At 63.7% G+C, this 17913-nt stretch carries 20 protein-coding genes; 12 read left to right on the forward strand and 8 right to left on the reverse strand.

Annotation, left to right across the window (positions count from 1 at the left end; translation table 11 throughout):
• Positions 1–450: 450 nt before the first annotated feature.
• The gene (locus ACVJ5M_RS39485; RefSeq protein WP_063985323.1) at positions 451–3555 is read left to right on the forward strand and encodes an ATP-binding protein; all 3105 of its coding nucleotides are present in this window, start codon (positions 451–453) and stop codon (positions 3553–3555) included.
• A 160-nt stretch (positions 3556–3715) separates the two neighbouring features.
• Here ACVJ5M_RS39485 and ACVJ5M_RS39490 read toward each other — a convergent pair whose 3' ends face one another.
• A complete protein-coding gene (locus ACVJ5M_RS39490; RefSeq protein ID WP_063985324.1) occupies positions 3716–3979 on the reverse strand; it encodes a hypothetical protein in 264 nt (87 codons plus the stop codon).
• 339 nt (positions 3980–4318) lie between these two features.
• Here ACVJ5M_RS39490 and ACVJ5M_RS39495 point away from each other — a divergent pair, with 339 nt between their 5' ends.
• On the forward strand, positions 4319–4780 hold the full coding sequence (locus tag ACVJ5M_RS39495) for a universal stress protein (protein ID WP_063985325.1): 462 nt from the start codon (positions 4319–4321) through the stop codon (positions 4778–4780).
• Positions 4781–4875: 95 nt separating this feature from the next.
• Positions 4876–5004 carry a hypothetical protein gene (locus ACVJ5M_RS39500; protein WP_256376431.1) on the forward strand — a complete coding sequence of 43 codons (129 nt, stop codon included), beginning with the start codon at positions 4876–4878 and terminating at the stop codon, positions 5002–5004.
• Positions 5005–5070: 66 nt separating this feature from the next.
• On the opposite strand, the gene ACVJ5M_RS39505 is transcribed toward ACVJ5M_RS39500, so the two are convergent.
• The 6 genes from ACVJ5M_RS39505 to ACVJ5M_RS39530 all read right to left on the reverse strand — a co-directional run bounded on the left by ACVJ5M_RS39505 (position 5071) and on the right by ACVJ5M_RS39530 (position 8888).
• Positions 5071–5637, reverse strand: a complete 567-nt coding sequence (locus ACVJ5M_RS39505; RefSeq protein WP_063985326.1) for a DUF1697 domain-containing protein — start codon at positions 5635–5637, stop codon at positions 5071–5073.
• Positions 5638–5807: 170 nt separating this feature from the next.
• Positions 5808–6080, reverse strand: a complete 273-nt coding sequence (locus ACVJ5M_RS39510) for a hypothetical protein (protein WP_063986662.1) — start codon at positions 6078–6080, stop codon at positions 5808–5810.
• A 242-nt stretch (positions 6081–6322) separates the two neighbouring features.
• Entirely contained in the window at positions 6323–6589 is a 267-nt protein-coding gene (locus ACVJ5M_RS39515; protein WP_063985327.1) for a DUF3551 domain-containing protein, read from the reverse strand.
• 249 nt (positions 6590–6838) lie between these two features.
• Positions 6839–7348: a DUF2867 domain-containing protein gene (locus tag ACVJ5M_RS39520; protein ID WP_063985328.1), complete on the reverse strand. Its 510-nt coding sequence runs from the start codon at positions 7346–7348 to the stop codon at positions 6839–6841.
• Positions 7349–7668: 320 nt separating this feature from the next.
• A complete protein-coding gene (locus tag ACVJ5M_RS39525) occupies positions 7669–8559 on the reverse strand; it encodes a sigma-70 family RNA polymerase sigma factor (RefSeq protein ID WP_063985329.1) in 891 nt (296 codons plus the stop codon).
• Between the two features lie 20 nt (positions 8560–8579).
• The gene (locus tag ACVJ5M_RS39530) at positions 8580–8888 is read right to left on the reverse strand and encodes a hypothetical protein (RefSeq protein ID WP_063986663.1); all 309 of its coding nucleotides are present in this window, start codon (positions 8886–8888) and stop codon (positions 8580–8582) included.
• A gap of 264 nt (positions 8889–9152) precedes the next feature.
• Here ACVJ5M_RS39530 and ACVJ5M_RS39535 point away from each other — a divergent pair, with 264 nt between their 5' ends.
• The 3 genes from ACVJ5M_RS39535 to ACVJ5M_RS39545 all read left to right on the forward strand — a co-directional run bounded on the left by ACVJ5M_RS39535 (position 9153) and on the right by ACVJ5M_RS39545 (position 11947).
• Complete coding sequence (locus ACVJ5M_RS39535) at positions 9153–10559, forward strand: DHA2 family efflux MFS transporter permease subunit (RefSeq protein WP_063985330.1); 1407 nt, start codon at positions 9153–9155, stop codon at positions 10557–10559.
• A 126-nt stretch (positions 10560–10685) separates the two neighbouring features.
• Positions 10686–11423 carry an SDR family oxidoreductase gene (locus ACVJ5M_RS39540; protein WP_063985331.1) on the forward strand — a complete coding sequence of 246 codons (738 nt, stop codon included), beginning with the start codon at positions 10686–10688 and terminating at the stop codon, positions 11421–11423.
• A gap of 26 nt (positions 11424–11449) precedes the next feature.
• Positions 11450–11947: a DoxX family protein gene (locus tag ACVJ5M_RS39545; RefSeq protein ID WP_063986664.1), complete on the forward strand. Its 498-nt coding sequence runs from the start codon at positions 11450–11452 to the stop codon at positions 11945–11947.
• 58 nt (positions 11948–12005) lie between these two features.
• Here ACVJ5M_RS39545 and ACVJ5M_RS39550 read toward each other — a convergent pair whose 3' ends face one another.
• Complete coding sequence (locus ACVJ5M_RS39550) at positions 12006–12674, reverse strand: TetR/AcrR family transcriptional regulator (protein ID WP_063985332.1); 669 nt, start codon at positions 12672–12674, stop codon at positions 12006–12008.
• A gap of 213 nt (positions 12675–12887) precedes the next feature.
• Between ACVJ5M_RS39550 and ACVJ5M_RS39555 the strand changes: the two genes are divergently transcribed.
• From ACVJ5M_RS39555 to ACVJ5M_RS39580, 6 genes are all read left to right on the forward strand, one after another.
• Complete coding sequence (locus ACVJ5M_RS39555; RefSeq protein ID WP_063985333.1) at positions 12888–13721, forward strand: sugar phosphate isomerase/epimerase family protein; 834 nt, start codon at positions 12888–12890, stop codon at positions 13719–13721.
• Between the two features lie 19 nt (positions 13722–13740).
• Positions 13741–14820 carry a Gfo/Idh/MocA family protein gene (locus ACVJ5M_RS39560; RefSeq protein ID WP_063986665.1) on the forward strand — a complete coding sequence of 360 codons (1080 nt, stop codon included), beginning with the start codon at positions 13741–13743 and terminating at the stop codon, positions 14818–14820.
• Between the two features lie 100 nt (positions 14821–14920).
• Positions 14921–15589, forward strand: coding sequence for an amino acid ABC transporter permease (locus tag ACVJ5M_RS39565; RefSeq protein ID WP_063985334.1), 669 nt, complete (start codon positions 14921–14923; stop codon positions 15587–15589).
• 9 nt (positions 15590–15598) lie between these two features.
• Positions 15599–16240, forward strand: coding sequence for an amino acid ABC transporter permease (locus ACVJ5M_RS39570; protein WP_063985335.1), 642 nt, complete (start codon positions 15599–15601; stop codon positions 16238–16240).
• Positions 16241–16262: 22 nt separating this feature from the next.
• On the forward strand, positions 16263–17105 hold the full coding sequence (locus ACVJ5M_RS39575) for a transporter substrate-binding domain-containing protein (protein WP_428841292.1): 843 nt from the start codon (positions 16263–16265) through the stop codon (positions 17103–17105).
• 26 nt (positions 17106–17131) lie between these two features.
• The gene (locus ACVJ5M_RS39580) at positions 17132–17890 is read left to right on the forward strand and encodes an amino acid ABC transporter ATP-binding protein (protein ID WP_063986666.1); all 759 of its coding nucleotides are present in this window, start codon (positions 17132–17134) and stop codon (positions 17888–17890) included.
• Positions 17891–17913 lie beyond the last annotated feature (23 nt).

Raw genomic sequence — 17913 nt, forward strand, 5'->3', positions numbered from 1 at the left:
ACATCTGACCGAGAGGCAAACTGGGGCCACCCATTGTCGGTCAGGTGACGATTCTGTCGAAGGGTGCGCTCTGCCTGCAGCCGTCGCGAATGGTGGAGCGCTTGAAGGAGGCGCCCAAACCAGCCTTCCTTTCGGGAAGACCCCGTGGAGGCGACAAACGAACTCGCTGAAATTGACGCATCGCCTCTGGGTGAAGCTCTGCCGTTAAACAATGGTACGGAGGATGCCACGAGCGACTGAAACATCTTGTGAAGCAACAACCCATAGAACACGCGGGTGAGACGCCGTGCCTTATCTTCCAAGCGCATGACACGAACACCTTGTGTGAGTGACCGGATACGGCTGGAAGTATCGAGCGGGACGCGGGGCCACGCTTTAAGGCGAGCTTAATTTGTTCTTATCGTTTCCTTGATTCTGAAGGGTGTGCTTGCTTTCGGGCCCGCGTACCGGTTGAATATCCGCCTTGCGCACACCTCCGAAGGCATTGTTTTGCTGTACCTATTTGACGAGTTTGTCCTCGACACCGACCGGCGGGAATTGCGCCGTGACGGACGTACGATCCCGTTGCAGCCCCAGGTTTTTGACATCCTCGAATATCTGATCCGCTACCGCACCCGGGTGGTGACCAAGGACGATCTGATCGGTGCAATTTGGGGCGGGCGCATCGTCTCGGAGTCAGCGCTCACCACCCGCATCAACGCGGCCCGTACCGGAATAGGCGATTCCGGCGAGGCGCAGCGGCTGATCAAGACTTTGCCGCGCAAAGGCGTCCGCTTTATCGGCACGGTTCGGGAAGCGGCCAGGGAGGTCGAGAACGCGGTCGTACCTCTGAAAACCGAAATCTCCGCTCTGGTGGTCGGCCGGACCCCGTCCTTCGAGACGATCGACCAGATGACGCGGCACGTCCTGTCTGGCAAACGGCAGATGGCTTTTGTCACCGGAGAAGCCGGGATCGGCAAGACGGCCTTCATCGCCAAGGCGCTCGAGCAGCTGACGGAACAGGGCTTCGATCAGCTCTATGGGCGCTGCACCGAACGGTTCGGAACAGACGAAGTCTTTCTTCCACTCATCGATGCGCTGGTGAGCCGTTATCGCGCAAACGGTCCGGAATTGATTTCGGCCGTTCGCGCCCACGCCCCCACCTGGATCCTGCAATTGCCAGGCGTCATCGACGCATCGGAACGCGCGGCTTTCCAGGACGAAGTGTTCGGCGCGACGCGCGAGCGGATGCTGCGCGAATTCTGCGATCTTCTGGAAGCGCTGAGCATCGACCGCCCCTGGGTTCTTGTTCTCGAAGATCTGCACTGGAGCGACTTCGCGACACTCGACGTACTGTCTCGCTTCGCGCGCGGGAACGGCAAAGCACGCGTGCTGGTCCTCTGCTCCTATCGTCCGGCCGACAGTTCCGTCGGCGGGCATCCCATCCCTCGCCTGCACCGCGATCTCGAGATTCACGGATATTGCAGCGAATTGCGCCTCGATCGGTTGTCGCGTCCGGAGGTCGAGCGTTACCTGGCATTGCGCTTCGGCGACGAGCAGCTTGCCTCCGGCCTGTCAAAGCCGGTATTCGAGCGAACGCTGGGACATCCCCTGTTTGTTGCCACGCTGCTCAAACACTTGATCGACCAGGAGTCGATCATCGAAATGGACGACGGATGGCGCTTGTCCTCACAAGCGGCATTTGCGCAAGATCGCATTCCAGACAGCCTCGTGAACATGATCGGCCACGAGCTCGATCGCCTCACCGACAACGAGCGGCGTCTGCTCGACGTCGCCAGCGTTGCCGGCGAAGAATTTTCTGCGGCCCTCGTTGCGGCCGGCCTGAGCGGCGATGCGATCGACGTTGAAAGGGACATCGAAGCGTCGATCCGGAAGGATCAGATCCTCGTTCGTTCGGGGGTTGCCGAGTGGCCCGACGGCACATACTCGGGCTGCTACGCTTTCCGTCACATTCTCTATCAGAACATCATTTACCAGAATCTGCCGCCCGGGCGCCGCGCACAAACGCACAAGCGCCTGGGCAAGAGGCTGGAGGAGGCCTATGCCGGCCGCACCCCTGAAATAGCGCCCGCGCTCGCACTTCACTTTGAGCAGGGTCGCGACTTTCCGAGCGCGTTGCGTTACCTCCGGGAAGCGGCAAAGAACTCGACGAAACGCCTCGGCCATGCGGAGGCCGCAAGCTATCTCACCCGCGCGCTTGGCATACTCGATCGTTTCGATGCTGCCGACAAATTCTCAACCCGCGTCGCTCTTTTGCGGGAGCGAAGCTGGGCTCTTCGTTCGTGCGGCGACCTCGCCGGCTCCATCCGCGATCTGCGAGACATGATTGCCTGCGCCGAACAAGCGGGCGAGATCAAGCAACAGCTCAACGGCCTCACGGCGGTGAGCAGCCTCTGCTTGCGCGTGGATCGCCACGCCTGCCTTGAGGCCGCTGAAGATGTGCTGTCGCGAAGCCAGGCGCTGGCGGACGACACATTCAAGGCTCTGGTCCAGGGCAGCAGCGCGAGCGTCAACCTGTTCCTCAACGGCTGGCGCAAACAGGACGCCACGCTCTGCGACAGGGCGATCGAGCTGAGCGCGAATGCCACGAATTATGGCATCCTGATCAGGCGCAATGGAATATCGGGTATCGTCGATTGCTGGAGGTCGCGGTACCAGGAGTGCCGCCGCGCCGGCACGGAAGGCAAGCGGTTGGCCCGTCTGGCCGGCGACGTCTACACTTTTGTTCTGTTCAACGTTCTTGAGTCGATCGCGCTTATTCATCTGGGCGAGTGGCGCGAATTGCGACTTGAAATCACGGCCGGCCTCGAACTGGCCGTCAGGAACGCGAACGGCCCCAGCAGCGCATTGTGCCGGCTGACGCTTGCGTGGTTGCACGTCGAAGCGATGGACTTTGATGGAGCCCGTGAGCTCTGCGAAAGCGTCGACGATAGTCTGCTGGTCGGAGATCAGTCGACGTACTTCCACAAGCGGGCCGTCCTTGCCAAGGCCTATGTCGGGCTGAACGACCCGTCGGGAGCTCGCAGGCAATTTGATGACATCGAGCGCCGCAGGCATGAAGAAGGCATCGACATCGAATTTACCGCCGCGACGCAGGTGTATCATTGTCTCGGCGAATATTACTTGCAGGTTGACGACTTTACGCAGGCCCAGAGCTGTGCGCGCCAGCTCCACGACTATGTGGCCACGGCTCCGGATCTCAATCACCTGGCCCAGGCCCACGGACTGCTCGCCCGTACTGCGCTTGCCATGGGCAATTCAGCGGAGGCCCAGTTACAGCTGTCTCGCGCGCTGGAGATCGTCGACAGTGCCGACTTCCCGATTGCTTCCTGGCGGGTGTACCGCACGGCCGCCGAGATCTTCGCGAAGTACGGCGACGTCGACAGGGCGGCGACGTATCGCATGCGATTTGTCGAGACCGTCCGAAGGCTCGCGCAAAATTTCGAACCCGCGGATCGGCTGCACAAGAGCTTGCTCGCCATGTTGGCGACGCGAACAGCGCAACTGGAAGCAATGACCTCTCTGCCTTCGCGGCCCGACAGTGCACGCCATTGACCCGATCCGCCTCGACACGCATGGCGGCCAGGTCTGCAATCTGCCGCTCAGTCGGCCGAAATGGCGTTAAACTGTGCGGCAAGTTGCGATGAAAATGGCCAAGCTACTTTGAGCTTCGCACCGCGCGCCAATCCTTGCGAACGCCGGCAAGGTCGGATGCTCAGCATATCATCGGGTTATCCCCGTGGTCGCAAACTCCACCCGGTTGATCCGAGGGTACTGGCGCAAATGCGTGGTAGGCCGGCGTAGCGATCGATCGCTCGCCCTCGAAGCGAGAGCTCGCCCCCACGCCCTGCTCGGTGCGCCGATCGCCGGTGCGGTGCTCACGCGCCTGGAGCGGCGTGCTGAAGATTGCGGTGACGACCAGTCCGGTCAACAGGGCCTTGGACAGGACTGACGCAATGGGATTTTTGAATGGTGTCATCGTGGTGGTTCCTTTCGTTTGGGGGATCTCCCGCGAGGCAAGAGATCCGGTCCACCACCCTTAGACGTGCGTTGTCGCGCGCTTATTCCCAAGTCACAAAGTAGTTTCCGAGGCGCGTACAATCTTCTCGGACACGAGACAGAGCTCTACGCCGGATTCGGTTGCCTGCATCGAACGTGAATAAAAGTTTAGTCAGCCGAGAACCGGACGTGTCCACGCGGCGCGCGGCGAGCTTTTCGAGGCTGTAACGGCGAGACCGAAAACGCACATGGACCCACGGCGCGTATAAGATCATATTACCCAGGCATCACTTTGTTCGAAGAGCAGAGGATTGATCGAATGTACGCCAACATTCTCTTGAGCACGGACGGATCGGACGTTGCGCGAAAAGGCGTTGAGCATGGCATTGCCCTGGCGAAGGCGTTGAACGCCAGGCTGACGATCATCACGGTGACGGAAGCGCTGCCGGTCGACTATGGGAGCGGACACGCCTCGGGATGGATTCCGACGCAGGAGGAGGTTGACAGCTATGACGCAGCCTGCAAAGCCCGTGCAGGCAAAGTGCTCGATGAAGCGCGCGCCATGTCGGAGCAGATCGGCACGCCTGCGGAACTCCTGCACGTTCCGAATGCGCACCCGGCGACAGCGATCATTGCAACAGCAGAGTCGAGAGGCTGCGACTTGATCGTCATGGCCTCTCACGGGCGTCGCGGCCTCAGGAAGCTGTTTCTGGGCAGCCAGACATCCGAGGTCCTGGTGTACGGAAGCGTGCCGGTGCTGGTCGTGCCGAAACCGGCATAGTGCAGGGCTTACCCCACGCCACTCGGCTGTTCTGCTGGGCGAGCCCAACCAAAACAAGGCGCCAATCGACCGCTCTCACGCGGCAGGAGAATTTTATGGTCAGTGAAAAAGGCCCGAACATCAAAAAGAAGCAGAAATGCAAAAATTGCGAGGGCAAAGGCTTGCTCAAGAAGGGCGAGAAGGTGGTGAAGTGCCAGCGCTGCAAGGGCACGGGGGTGCGGTGATGTTGAGTTGATGACCGCTCTATTCCCGGGGGATTGCGATGACAGTGCACTTCCCAGCAATCGATTTTATTTTTGATCAGCCCGGCTGGATCGGGCCGAAGTCACGGCGTCACCGATTCGCCTTAGCGTATTCGTGTTGCGCAACGTGCCGACGCCCTTCAGGCGCCCCGCGCCTAACGCCGAAAGCAAACGCGATCGCGCTGGATCTCCCGTAAAATGGATCCAGAGATCGCCACCGGCGACGGCAATTCGTTCATCGCTGATATAGCGTGCCAGGGCGTTTTCGCTGCCTTTCGGGATTGGACTGCGCATCACGCGAACAGCGACCCTTTGCGGATCAGCGGTCGCTTCGGCACGAAACGGGTTTGCGCGTAGCAGGCGTCGCCACGCGTCAGCGTTGCGAACGATGATTGCGACATGCTTGCCGAACCGCACGTTGAAGGCCGCTTCGAGATTTTCTTCCAACTCGGAAATCGACGCCTTGTCGCTGTCAAACGTCAGATTTCCCGTCGCGCCGATGGTTCTAGGGTCGTGGAGGCCGAGGCCTTGCGCCATGGCACGCAGCTCGGCCATCGCCAATCGCCGGCCGAGCGGGAGAACCACACTGTAAAGCAGGGCCACGTAGGTCGTCATCGTTGGATGGCTCTCGTTCTCGGTCGGCTATCCTGACCAGCTTTATCTTTCACAAGGTCAAATATCTTACGGGGTGCAGTCAAGCACTGTCACTGTAATAGCCCGCACCATGAAGCCACTGGTATTCCGGCCGGCAACATCAAGCTTCGTGCAGTATTCTGGGCGATCCATCACAGAAAGGTCGTGAGCTCATAAGCCAGCACGGCTCCGCCAAGACAGCGCCGCCATGGGTTCACCCCGCGGAAAATCTCGTCGAGGGCCCAAACGATGAGGCCGCCTTTGAACACGATGTCCAGGGCAATAGCGGCAGTGCCCGGCGGCTGCCAGACCCAGCGCAGGACACCGGCCACAATGACGACCCAGAGAACGAGGTTGGGGACCTGGGCGATCGTGATGTCACCGGTTTCGCGATTCCGAAAGAACCATTGCAGGAACCTGGACATGATCGCGCTTGCCTCTCCGATCGTGAAGATACTCGAATATTCCGGTCGCCGCGATTGCGCCGTCCCGATGTCTGCCATCGAGGACCGCATCAGGTCTTTCGCGATTCGGGAGATGACGACGACAGCGCTGGATTGTATGCCATCGACGGGCCGGCCGTGCGTCCCGACGCATTGCTGCTTGTTCGGTGGAGCAGCCACATCGAACAGGGGCGCCGTCGCCGGCGCCCTTCATCGCTTGCCGCTCAATCCCGGCTGCGATGCAGCACGTGCCGTTGCTGCTGCGGCGCGTAGGCCCGCATCGGGTTGATACCGCAGCTCTCGTTGGTGCCGCTCGCGGTGGCGCGGCACTGCTCATAGGTGGAAAACTCGCAATTGCCGGGGTAGCCCGATTGGCGGCCCTGCAGGCAATAAGTGTCCTGCACCTCGGTTGCGGACGCGGCGGTAGAGGATGCCGCGACGGTCAGGGTGGAAACCGCCGCAAGGACGGCGATAGCGAGATGACGATGCATGAGGGAACTCCTGTGTAGCGCTCGCTGGATGCGAGAACTCTCGTGAGCTAACGTTTCAGATCTCGAATACTTTGCAGGTGGAGAGATTAAATAGCTGTTATGTGCCACAGGGGCGGCACGCCCGTGCTCCGCTCCACCACGCACTCCGCACCATCGATAACGTAGGGTGGTGACGAAAATCCCTGATGGTGGCGGGCTTGTCGCCGACCCAGCACGTACCGAATTTGGTCCAGCCGTCGGCGCGCGACCTTACAGTTCAGCTGGCCAGCCCGATCGCTCGGCTCGACGCAAAGACGACTTTACGATCAGGCGATGGAAGGGCGCGATTCCCGCGATATAGGCCCGCCCTCCCAAATGATTGAAGGTCACGACCGTTGTGGCGACAAGTCGGCGGCACAAAGCGGACTCTTCAACCAAAACGGACAAACGGAAGTCGAGATGGCGATCGTCCTCGCCAAGAATAATCTCATGACGACGCCGATCGTAGACCCGAAAGAAATCGATCCTGTCGGTCGCAACGTCATCGCGCAAGTCAGACGATGTCTTAAGACCAAACCCCGCAACCAAGGTGTCCCTTAGAGCCACCAGCCAGCCAACCCACCGCGCCTGACCCATAAGCATATGGGTGGCGAGGCGCTCGGCGTCGCCCGTCGCATGGCTCGGCAGATCGATGGCGAATGCGTCAGCGAAGCCCGCCTTGGCGTAGAGCGGCTTGAGCACCGAACGTTGCGGTAAATCCACTCGAGCAACGCGCGCCATAGATGTTCCGCCCGGACTGAATGGAAGCGAAGAGGTGGTGGAGACAAATAGCACCCGTGGGGCTCTCCAACAAGCGGCGAGGCCACTAGGCAGGTCGGTGCCCCCTTCCCGCTCAGCGGTCATTGAAACTGAAGCTCAGACCACGCTGCCGGCCACGCGAATAGGTGCCAAGCGAATTACAGTGACAGTGCACTCGATGCCTCCGGCCGCTTTCATGGGCTCGAAGGCTTGTGCATTAAAGTCCACCGGCAATAGCCGGGAGGGTGAATGGCGCTCAACCTTGTTTCGTTCAGGTGCGGCGGAGGGGTCGCTACGTACACTCACCCTCCATCCACCACGCACTCCGCACCATCGATAACGTAGGCTGCGTGACGAAAATCCCTGATGGTGGCGAGCTTGTCGGCGGACCAGTTCAACAGCATGAAATATTTCGCCCGCCCGCTCGGCTCGTTCGGATCGAACACCAGGATCGCGGGACGTCCGTCGACCTGCCCCGTCACCAGGTGCCAGTCGCTGATCTTCGAATAATTGCCGAAATAGCGCGACACCTCGGCCTTGCCGTTCAGCCTGGTGCGGTTGACGAGCTCGAGCCTGACGTCATCGGCGATCATGGCGCGGATCGCGTCGAAGTCGCGGGCATTGAAATGGCCGACATAGGCGTTGAGCCGCGTGCGGTCGGCCTCCGACAGGCCCGGCTGCGGCACATCGTCAGGCTCCCCGGCAAACTCGCGCAGCTGCGTGCGCCCACGATGCAGCGCGGCCTTCACCGCCGGCAGGCTGAAATCCATGATGTCGCAGACCTCGGCAAGCGAGCAGCCGAGCACGTCCATCAGGATCACGCTGGACCGCTGCGCCACCGGCAGCCGCATGAAGGTGCGCAAGCTGGTCGCAGCGATCTGGCGGCTTTCCACATCATCGAGCTGGTCGGCAATCATCTCCACCTCCTCAGCCGAATGCAGCGCCTCCTGCCGGTTGCGGCGACGCAGGAAATCCAGCGCGGTGTTGTGCGCGATGCGGAACAGCCAGCCCTCCGTATTGACGACGGGCGTGACCGATTGCAGCGCTCCCATTGCCTTGATCAGCGCATCCTGCAGCACGTCCTCACCGTCGATGACCGAGCCGACCATGCGCGCGCAGTAGCGATGCAGCTTCGGCCGCAACCGCGCCAGCAGCGCCTCGATATCGATGGTGGCCAGTGGCTCCGGCGCCATTGCTCCTCCGCCTCGCCTCGTCAGGACTCGTCCAGCATACGGTAGTTGCCGACGATCCTCACATCACGAACCAGCGGCGGCTCGGCGCAGCGGTCGCGGATGCCGTCCTGGAACGCCTGAAACGCCCTGAGTTTCGGGATCGGGCTCGAGCCGTCCTCGGCCGCGGCCTCGACCAGATGGATGAAGGTGTCGTCCTCCAGCCGCAGCGTCAGATAGCGCACGCCGTCCGGCCCGGCCGCCTTCAATTCGGCAAATACGGCCGAAACCAGCTCGGCGTTCCTGTCGGCCAGCTCGGGCTTGGCCTTGTACCTGATCAACGTCCTTTTCATCGCGCTCTCCTTGCTCATCTCGCGACCTGGCTCGCCCATCGCGCGCCATCTTTCCATTTCGGCATGACCTTCCCGGAAAACCGGTGCCCCGCTTTCCGGATCAAGCTCGCGTCAATGGCCGCGTCATCCCCAAGGACGTTTGGCGGCCGGCGAAGGATGCGGCCGGGAAAAAAATTATTTCCGGGCGCATCCTTTGCCCCTCCGACCTCGTCTAGCCAGCAGAACGCGCCGCGACAGGGTGGCGCAACACACGGAGAGAGGGCGATGCAGACCCCGACCAATCGCGCCGAGAAGAACTGGGTGCTTGGCGTCACCGCGCTGGCATCCTTCATGATGGCGCTGGACGCCATGATCATTACGACGGCATTCGCGACCATCCGCGCCGAATTCGGCAGCCCGGTCGAGACGCTGCAATGGACCGTCAACGCCTTCAACCTGACCTTCGCCGTGCTGCTCCTGACCGGCGCCGCGCTCGGCGACCGCTTCGGTCGCCGCCGCATGTTCGCGACCGGGATCGCCCTGTTCGTCGTTGCGTCGGCGGCCTGTGCGCTCGCAGGCAATGCCACCGCGCTGATCGCCGCCCGCGCGCTACAGGGCGCCGGCGCCGCATTGGTGATGCCGCTGGCGATGGCGATCCTGAGCGGCACGTTCGGCCGCGAGGAACGCGCCCGCGCGCTCGGCATTTTCGCCAGCATCACCGGCTGCGCGCTGATCATCGGCCCGGCCATCGGCGGCTTCATCACCGAACATTTCGGCTGGCGCTGGGTGTTCTGGATCAACCTGCCGATCGGCCTGATCGTGATCACCCTGGTGCTGGCACGCTTGCGCGAAAGCTTCGGACCGGCTGCCGCATTGGACATCCCCGGACTGTCGCTCGTCGCCCTCGCGGCGCTCGCGCTGGTCTGGAGCCTGTTACGCGGCAACGCAGTGGGATGGGCGAGCGCTGAGGTCATGGGCACGCTGATGTCAGGCCTGGTGTTCACAGCCGGCTTCGTGCTCTGGGAATTGCGCGCGGCCGCGCCGATGGTGCCGATGCGGCTGTTTGCATCACGCGCCCTCGCCTCCGGCATGTCCGCAAGCGTCCTGTTCTACGCCGCGATGTATGGCGTCTTGTTCCTGCTGCCGCAGTTCCTGCAGACCGCGCTGGGCTTCGACGCCTTCGGCGCCGGACTTCGCCTGCTGCCCTGGACCGCGACGCTGTTCGTCACCGCCCCGATCGCCGGCGCGGTCGTCAACAGGTTCGGCGAGCGGCCGCTGGTGGTGACGGGATTGCTGATGCAGGCGATCGGCCTTGGCTGGATCGCGGCGATCGTGAGCCCCGCGATTGCCTACTCCGCTCTGGTCGCGCCGCTGGTGCTGGCCGGCGTCGGCGTCTCGATGGCGATGCCAGCGGCGCAGAACGCGATCCTGAGTTCAGTCGCGGTGGCCGAAATGGGCAAGGCGTCCGGCGTCTTCAACATGGGCCGCTTCCTGGGCGGCATGTTCGGCATCGCTGCGCTGGTGGCGAGCTTCTCGGCCAACGGCGGGGCCGACTCGGCCGCGCATTTCGAGAGCGGATTTGCTGCGGCGATGCGCCTCGCCGCAATGCTGTCGTTGGCCGGCGCGATTGCGGGGCTTTCCCTGCCGGCACGGCGACGGACCGCCAGTGCAGTCGCGCCACAGGATGCGTGACGCTGACAGCGGCGGATACCGCACCATTCACTGTTCGTCCCACCCGAACAGTGAAGCCAATTCCAGCGGGATTATCCAGCCAACCTCCCCGCCTATTATCTCCCCATCAAACAGGGAGACCCCACCATGACCACCCAGCACCCACGCACAGCCATCGTCACCGGCAGCTCGAAGGGCATTGGCGCGGCGGTCGCCGAGCGGCTGGCGCGGGACGGCCTCGCCGTCGTCGTCAACTATGCGAGCGGCGCTGCGCCGGCCGAGGCGCTGGTGGCGAAGATCAAGGCCGCCGGCGGAGCGGCGATTGCGGTCAAGGCCGACATCAGCAAGTTGGCCGACGTCCGCGCGCTGTTCGACGCGGCCGAGACGGCGTTCGGCGGCATCGACGTGCTCGTCAACAATGCCGGGATCATGAAGGTCGCCCCATTGGCCCAGACCACCGACGAGGTGTGGGACCAGACCATCGCGATCAACCTCACCGGCACCTTCTATGCGCTGCGTGAAGCGGCGAAGCGGCTGCGCGAGGGCGGCCGGATCGTCAATTTCTCGACCAGCGTGGTCGGGCTTTATCAGCCGACCTATGCGGCTTACGCCGCGACCAAGGCCGGCATCGAGGCGATCACCCACATCCTCTCGAAGGAGCTGGGCGTGAGGCGGATCACGGTCAACGCGATCGCGCCGGGCCCAGTCAACACCGAGCTGTTCCACAACGCCAACCAGCACGACATCTCGCCGATCATCGACCGGACGCCGCTCCATCGACTCGGCGAACCCGACGACATCGCGCGCGCGATCTCGTTCCTGGTCGGGCCCGACGGCGGCTGGATCAACGGCCAGATCCTGCGCGCCAATGGCGGCATCATCTGAAGCCGCATCGTCTGGAGATCATGACCATGAGCGATGCGATCACGGGCGGGGCCCCACGGCACAGCCCCGCGTCCCTGCTGTTGCCTGGCTTGCGAAATTTCTACGAGATCGCCAATCCCGTTTCCTATGCGTTTCTGCGCGTTGCCTTCGGATTGATCCTGTTCACGCACGGCTTGCCGAAATTGCTCGGCGAGTCCCACGGCGCCATGGCCAATCCGTTCGCGAGCTCCATCAATTTCATCACCAATTCATTGCATTTTCCGGCCCCGGTGGCGTTCGGCTATTTCGTGATGCTGCTGGAAACCATCGGGGCCATCATGCTCGCCGCAGGGCTGTTCACCCGCCTCGTCGCGCCGATGGTCGCCGTGCAGATGGCGATGATCTGCCTGATCCATTATCCCAAATGGGCCTGGATCGATCGCGGCATGGAGTACCCGTTCCTGATGGGCCTCGTTGCCCTGCACATGTCGTTTCGGGGCGGCGGGCGATTTTCGGCGGACGGCTTGATTGGACGGGAGCTTTGAAGGCGCGCCGGGCGGCCCTGCCCGCTCCGGCCGCGCGAGGTCTTCACACCGCCGCCGTTCAATCCCCCCGCACACAACGCCACAGCAGATCGGCGATCTCGGCGCGGCGCTGCGCCCTCGCCTTTGACGAGGACATGTCGAAGGCGAATTGCGCCTCGAACGTGTGACGGTTGGCGACCGCGAAGAAGCTCAGCGCATTCAGCGTCATATGCAGTTCGACCGGATCGATGCCGGGCCGGATCGCGCCGCAGGCCGCGCCGCGCTCCAGCACCTTGGCAATCTGGCTGATGCTCGGCTGCGTCATCTCCTTGAGCCTGCGGCTGATGGCCATGTGCCGTCCGCGATGGATGTTCTCGATGCTGACGAGGCGGACGAATTGCGGATGGGCCTGATGGAAATCGAAGGTGAATTCGGCAAGCCGGCGGATCGCGGCCTCCGGCTCCAGCGCCTCGAGATGAAGATCCTCCTCGGCGGCGCGCATCTCCGCATAGGCCATCTCCAGCACCGCGGTGAACAGCTCTTCCTTGGAGTTGAAGTAGTAAAAGATCAGCCGCTTGGTGATGTTGGCGCGGGCGGCGATGGCGTCGGTGTTGCCGCCGGACAAGCCGTTCTCGGCGAACTCCTCGAAGGCGATGTCGAGGATCTCCTGCCGCGTCCGCTCGCGGTCGCGCCGCTTGATCGGCACCGGCTTCGCCGCCCGCAGGGGCTGCTTCGTCACACCTGGCATCTGGCCCTTCGGTCCTTCACGGCGGCCGGTCGCGGCATCGCCCTCCCTCCATAGCGCAATCGCGGGCCCTTGACATCAATTATCCCATTGGGTAATTAGTAATTAACCTATAGATTAATTAAGAGAGAGGAGACACATGCGCCTGATCGGCCACCGCCGCGCCAGCTCCCGACCACTGCGACTGCCGGGATTGCCTGTGCAGGCGAGCAGGCCATGATCGCGCTCGGCCTCGCCCATCTCACAGCGTTGGAGCTTGCGCCCACGGCGCTGGTTGCCGAGGCGGCGCGAGCCGGGTTTGCAGCCGTCGCGCTACGCTTCATCCCGGCAACCAGCGACGGGCCGGCCTATCCGACGCAGGTCGGCACCGAGGCCCACCGAGCGCTGAAGCGCGTGCTTGACGGCGAGGGCGTGCGGGTCAGCGACATCGAGCTGGTCCAGCTCAAGCCCGCCATCGACATCTCCTCGCTCGCAGGCTGTCTCGAAGCCGGCGCTGATCTCGGCGCCACCGCGATCATCGCTTCGGGCGACGATCCGGATCGGTCCCGGCTCACCGCGCGTTTCGCCGAGCTCTGCCAACTCGCCGCGTCGTTCGGACTGCGCGTCGACCTCGAATTCATGCGCTGGCGCGCGATCGGCAATTTGGCGCAGGCCGCGGCGGTCATCCGCGACGCAGGCCAGACCAACGGCTCCATCCTGGTCGACGCGTTGCACCTGGCGCGCTCCGGCGGCCGGGCCGGCGACCTGATCCCGCTTCCCGATCATTGGCTTCGCGCCGCGCAACTCTGTGATGCCGTCGCCGAAGCGCCAGCAACGGACGCGGCCATCATTGCCGAGGCGCGCGCGGGACGGCTGCCGCCCGGCGACGGCGCTCTGCCCCTCGGCGCACTGCTGGAGGCCCTGCCCGCTGACACCGCCCTCAGCGTCGAGATGCCGTTGCCGGCGCTCGACGCGAGAGAGCGGATCGCCACGGCGTTCAACGCGACCAGGAACTTGCTCGAAGGCCAGGCCCGCGGCGCCAGACGCCGCGACTGCCACGGCTGGGCCTAAACCCAACGGAATGCACGAGATGACAAAAATCAGGATTGGCGTGATCGGCGCAGGATTGATCGGGCGCAAGCATCTGCGCAAGCTGGCCGAGCACGGCGACTACGAGCTCGCCGGCATCGCCGACGTCAACGCCGAGCAGGTCGCGGCCGAGCAGCCCGGCGCACGCGTCTTCGCGGATTACCGGAGGCTGCTCGACGAGGCGCGGCCCGAGGCCGTGATCATCGCATCGCCCAATCAGCTCCACGCCGAGAACGGCATCGCATGCGCGCGGGCCGGCATCCATATCCTGATCGAAAAGCCGGTCACCGATACGCTCGAGACCGCCGCCGGCCTGATCGCGGAGGTCCGCAAGGCGGGCATCCGGTCGCTGGTCGGGCATCACCGCCGCCATCATAGGCAGGTGAAGGCGCTCAAGGCGCTGCTTGGCGAGGGCCGCATCGGCGATGTCGTCGGCGTTTCGGCGATCTGGGCCACGCACAAGCCGGCCGACTATTTCAAGGCGGCGCCCTGGCGGTCGCAGGCCGGTGGCGGGCCGATCCTGATCAATCTGATCCACGAGATCGACTTCCTGCGCTTTGCGGTCGGCGAGATCGTCGCCGTGGAGGCCATCGCCGCGAACCGGCAGCGCGGCTTCGCGGTCGAGGATACCGCCGCCGCGCTGCTCGAGTTCGAGAACGGCGCGCTCGGCACGTTCTTCCTCAGCGACTGCGCGGTGACGCCCTGGACGATGGAACAGGGTCTCGGCGAGGCGCCGGAGTTTCCGTTCAGCGGCCAGAGCAGCTACCGCCTGATGGGCCGCCGCGGCGCGATCGAATTTCCAAGTCTCGATCAATGGACGCAGGAAGGCGGCGCGCAGGACTGGAACAGGCCGATCCAGGCGCAGGCCAATCATGCGGCGTCGATCGATCCTTACGTCGCCCAGCTCGATCATTTCCGCGACGTGGTCCGGGGTGTGACGCCGTCGCTGCAACCGGTCGAGGACGGCGCGCGAAGCCTGCTGGTGACGCTCGCGATCGCAGAGGCCGCGACGGCGCGACGGCGCATCGACCTGCGCGAGCGCTACGCGGCGCTCGGGCAAGGTGAGCAGGCAACGACCTAGAGCACGGCTTTCACCGCCGTCGGACAGACGCGAACGGGCCAAGCCACGCCAAGGGGGCGGCCCGGCCACGCCAAGAGAGCGGCCCGGAGGGAGGAGCGAGGTGAACTACAAGTTCGATTTCGGACCCGTGATCGAGGGCCTGCCGGAGCTGCTCTGGGGCTGTGCCGGCACGCTCGGCCTGGCGCTGTCGGGCATGGTGCTGGCGCTGATCATCGGGATCGGCGGCGTGCTGCTGCGCGATTCCCGGCTCGCGCCGCTGCGCTGGCTCGTCATCGCGTTCGTCGAGACGATCCGCAACACGCCATTTCTCGGCCAGATCTACTTCGTCTTCTTCGCGTTGCCGATGGTGGGCATCCGCCTCGATCCCACGCTGACCGCGATCATCGCGCTCGGCGTCAACGGCGGCGCCTATGCGATCGAGATTATCCGCGGCGGCGTGCAGTCGATCAACAAGGGGCAGGTCGAGGCCGGACTGGCGCTCGGCCTGAGCCGGACCCTGATCTTCCGCCTGATCGTGCTGAAGCCGGCGCTGCGCGCGATTTTCCCGTCGCTGACCAGCCAGTTCATCATGCTGACGCTGACGACGAGCATCGCATCGGCGATCTCGGCCTATGAGCTGACCTCGGTCGGACAGGCGATCGAGACCAATACGTTCCGCAGCTTCGAGGTCTATGGCGTCGTCACGCTGCTCTATCTCGCGATGTCGTGGATGCTGATGCAGATGTTCGCGCGGATCAACGCGCGCTTCCTGCTCTATCCCGTGAAGTGAGGACGGCGCATGGACAAGAACCAGTTCCTGTTCCTGCTCGGCGGCCTGAAATGGACGCTGGCGCTGTCCGCGATCGGCTTCGCGCTCGGCTCGGTCGCCGGCCTCGGCGTCGCGCTGGCGCGCACCTCGGGCCGGCGCTGGCTCGAACGCGGCGCGGCCGCCTACATCGCGCTGTTCCAGGGCACGCCGCTGCTGATGCAGCTGTTCGTCGTCTATTACGGCCTCGCGCTCGCCGGGCTGAAGCTCGATCCCTGGGTCTCCGTCTCGATCGGCTTCACCCTGCATGCCGGCGCCTTCCTCGGCGAAATCTGGCGCGGCTCGATCGAAGCCGTGCCGCGCGGCCAGGTCGAGGCCGCCAAGGCGCTCAGCCTCGGCTATCTCGACCGGATGAAGGATGTCGTGCTGCCGCAGGCGATCCGCATCTCGCTGCCCGCGACGATCGGGTTCCTGGTGCAGCTGATCAAAGGCACCTCGCTTGCCGCCATCATCGGCTTCACCGAGCTGATGCGCGCCGGGACCATCGTGTCCAACCAGAACTTCAAGCCGCTGCTCGTGCTCGGCCTGGTCTGCGCGCTCTATTTCGCGCTGTGCTGGCCGCTTTCGCTCTATGGCGCCTGGCTGGAGCGGCGGCTCGTCACCGCCGCACGATGATGAATTCAACACAGAGGAGGGAATGATGACCAAAAAGACAATCCGGTTCAATCGCCGCCACATGCTGGCGCTCGGCGCCGGCGCGATCGCCTCGCCGTTCGTGCTGTCGCGCGCCGCCTACGCGGTGACGCCTTCGGAGATCAAGGCGCGCGGCAAGGTGTCGATCGGGATCCAGGGCGACAATCCGCCCTGGGGGTTCGTCAATTCCACGGGCAAGCAGGAGGGCCTCGATGCCGATCTCTCCGAGCTGTTTGCAAAAGAGCTCGGCGTAGCCGCCGAATTCACGCCGCTGGCCGTCGCCAATCGCATCCCGGCACTGACGTCGGGACGCGTCGACATCCTGTTCGCGACCATGGCGATGCTGCCGGAGCGCGCCAAGGCGGTGCAATTCTCAAAGCCCTATGGTGCCAACATCATCACCTTCATCGCGCCGAAGGAGATGGAGATCAAATCGCCGGCCGACATGGGCAAATATGTCATCGGTGTCGCGCGCGGCAGTGTGCAGGACACCGACGTGACCAAGGCGGCGCCTCCCGGCACCACCATCCGCCGCTTCGACGGCGATGCGCCGACCATGCAGGCGCTGCTGTCCGGGCAGGTGCAGGCGGTGGGCGGCAACATCTTCTACGTTCCGCGCCTCAACGAATCCAAACCCGGCACTTACGAGAACAAGCTCGAATTCACCAAACTCTATAACGGCGCCTGCACGCGGCTCGGCGAGAAGGAGATCAACGCCTTCGTCAACGGCTTCATCGACAAGATCATCGCCAGCGGCGAATGGGCCAGGATCTATCCGAAGTGGATGAACAACCCGCTGCCGGCTTTCCCCGACAGCATTCCCGGCATCCCCTTCACCGTCAGCTGAGGGAGAGTGCCATGTCGGTCACAGCCATGTCGGTCGCAGCCACGGCGGACACGATGATCGCGATGCGCGGTGTCAACAAATGGTACGGCACCTACCAGGTGCTCACCGACATCAACCTGGCGGTCCGTGCGAGCGAGAAGATCGTCCTGTGCGGGCCGTCCGGATCGGGCAAATCCACCCTGATCCGCTGCATCAATGCGCTGGAGAACTACCAGAAGGGCGAGATCGTCGTCGACGGCGTCCATCTCGGCAGCCAAGGCAAGGCCATCGACGCGGTGCGCCGCGAGGTCGGCATGGTGTTCCAGCAATTCAACCTGTTCCCGCACATGACGGTGCTGGAGAACTGCACGCTGGCGCCGATCCGCTCTCGCGGCATTCCGCGCCCGGCGGCCGAAGAGACCGCGCGGCGGCTGCTCGACCGTGTCAAAATCCTCAACCAGGCGGACAAATACCCGGCGCAATTGTCCGGCGGTCAGCAGCAGCGCGCGGCGATCGCGCGGGCGCTGTGCATGGAGCCCAAGGTGATGCTGTTCGACGAGCCGACCTCGGCGCTCGACCCGGAAATGGTCAAGGAGGTGCTCGACACCATGATCGGGCTTGCGACCGACGGCATGACCATGATCTGCGTCACCCATGAAATGGGCTTCGCCCGGCAGGTCGCCGACCGCGTGATCTTCATGGCGGAGGGACGGATCGTCGAGGAGGCGGAGCCGGAACTCTTCTTCAGGGCCCCGCAGCACGAGCGCACCAAAAAATTCCTCGGCGAAATTCTGCCGCATCATTGAAGCCGTGCCGGCGCGGCGCGACG

The sequence above is a fragment of the Bradyrhizobium sp. S3.7.6 genome (assembly GCF_054061875.1).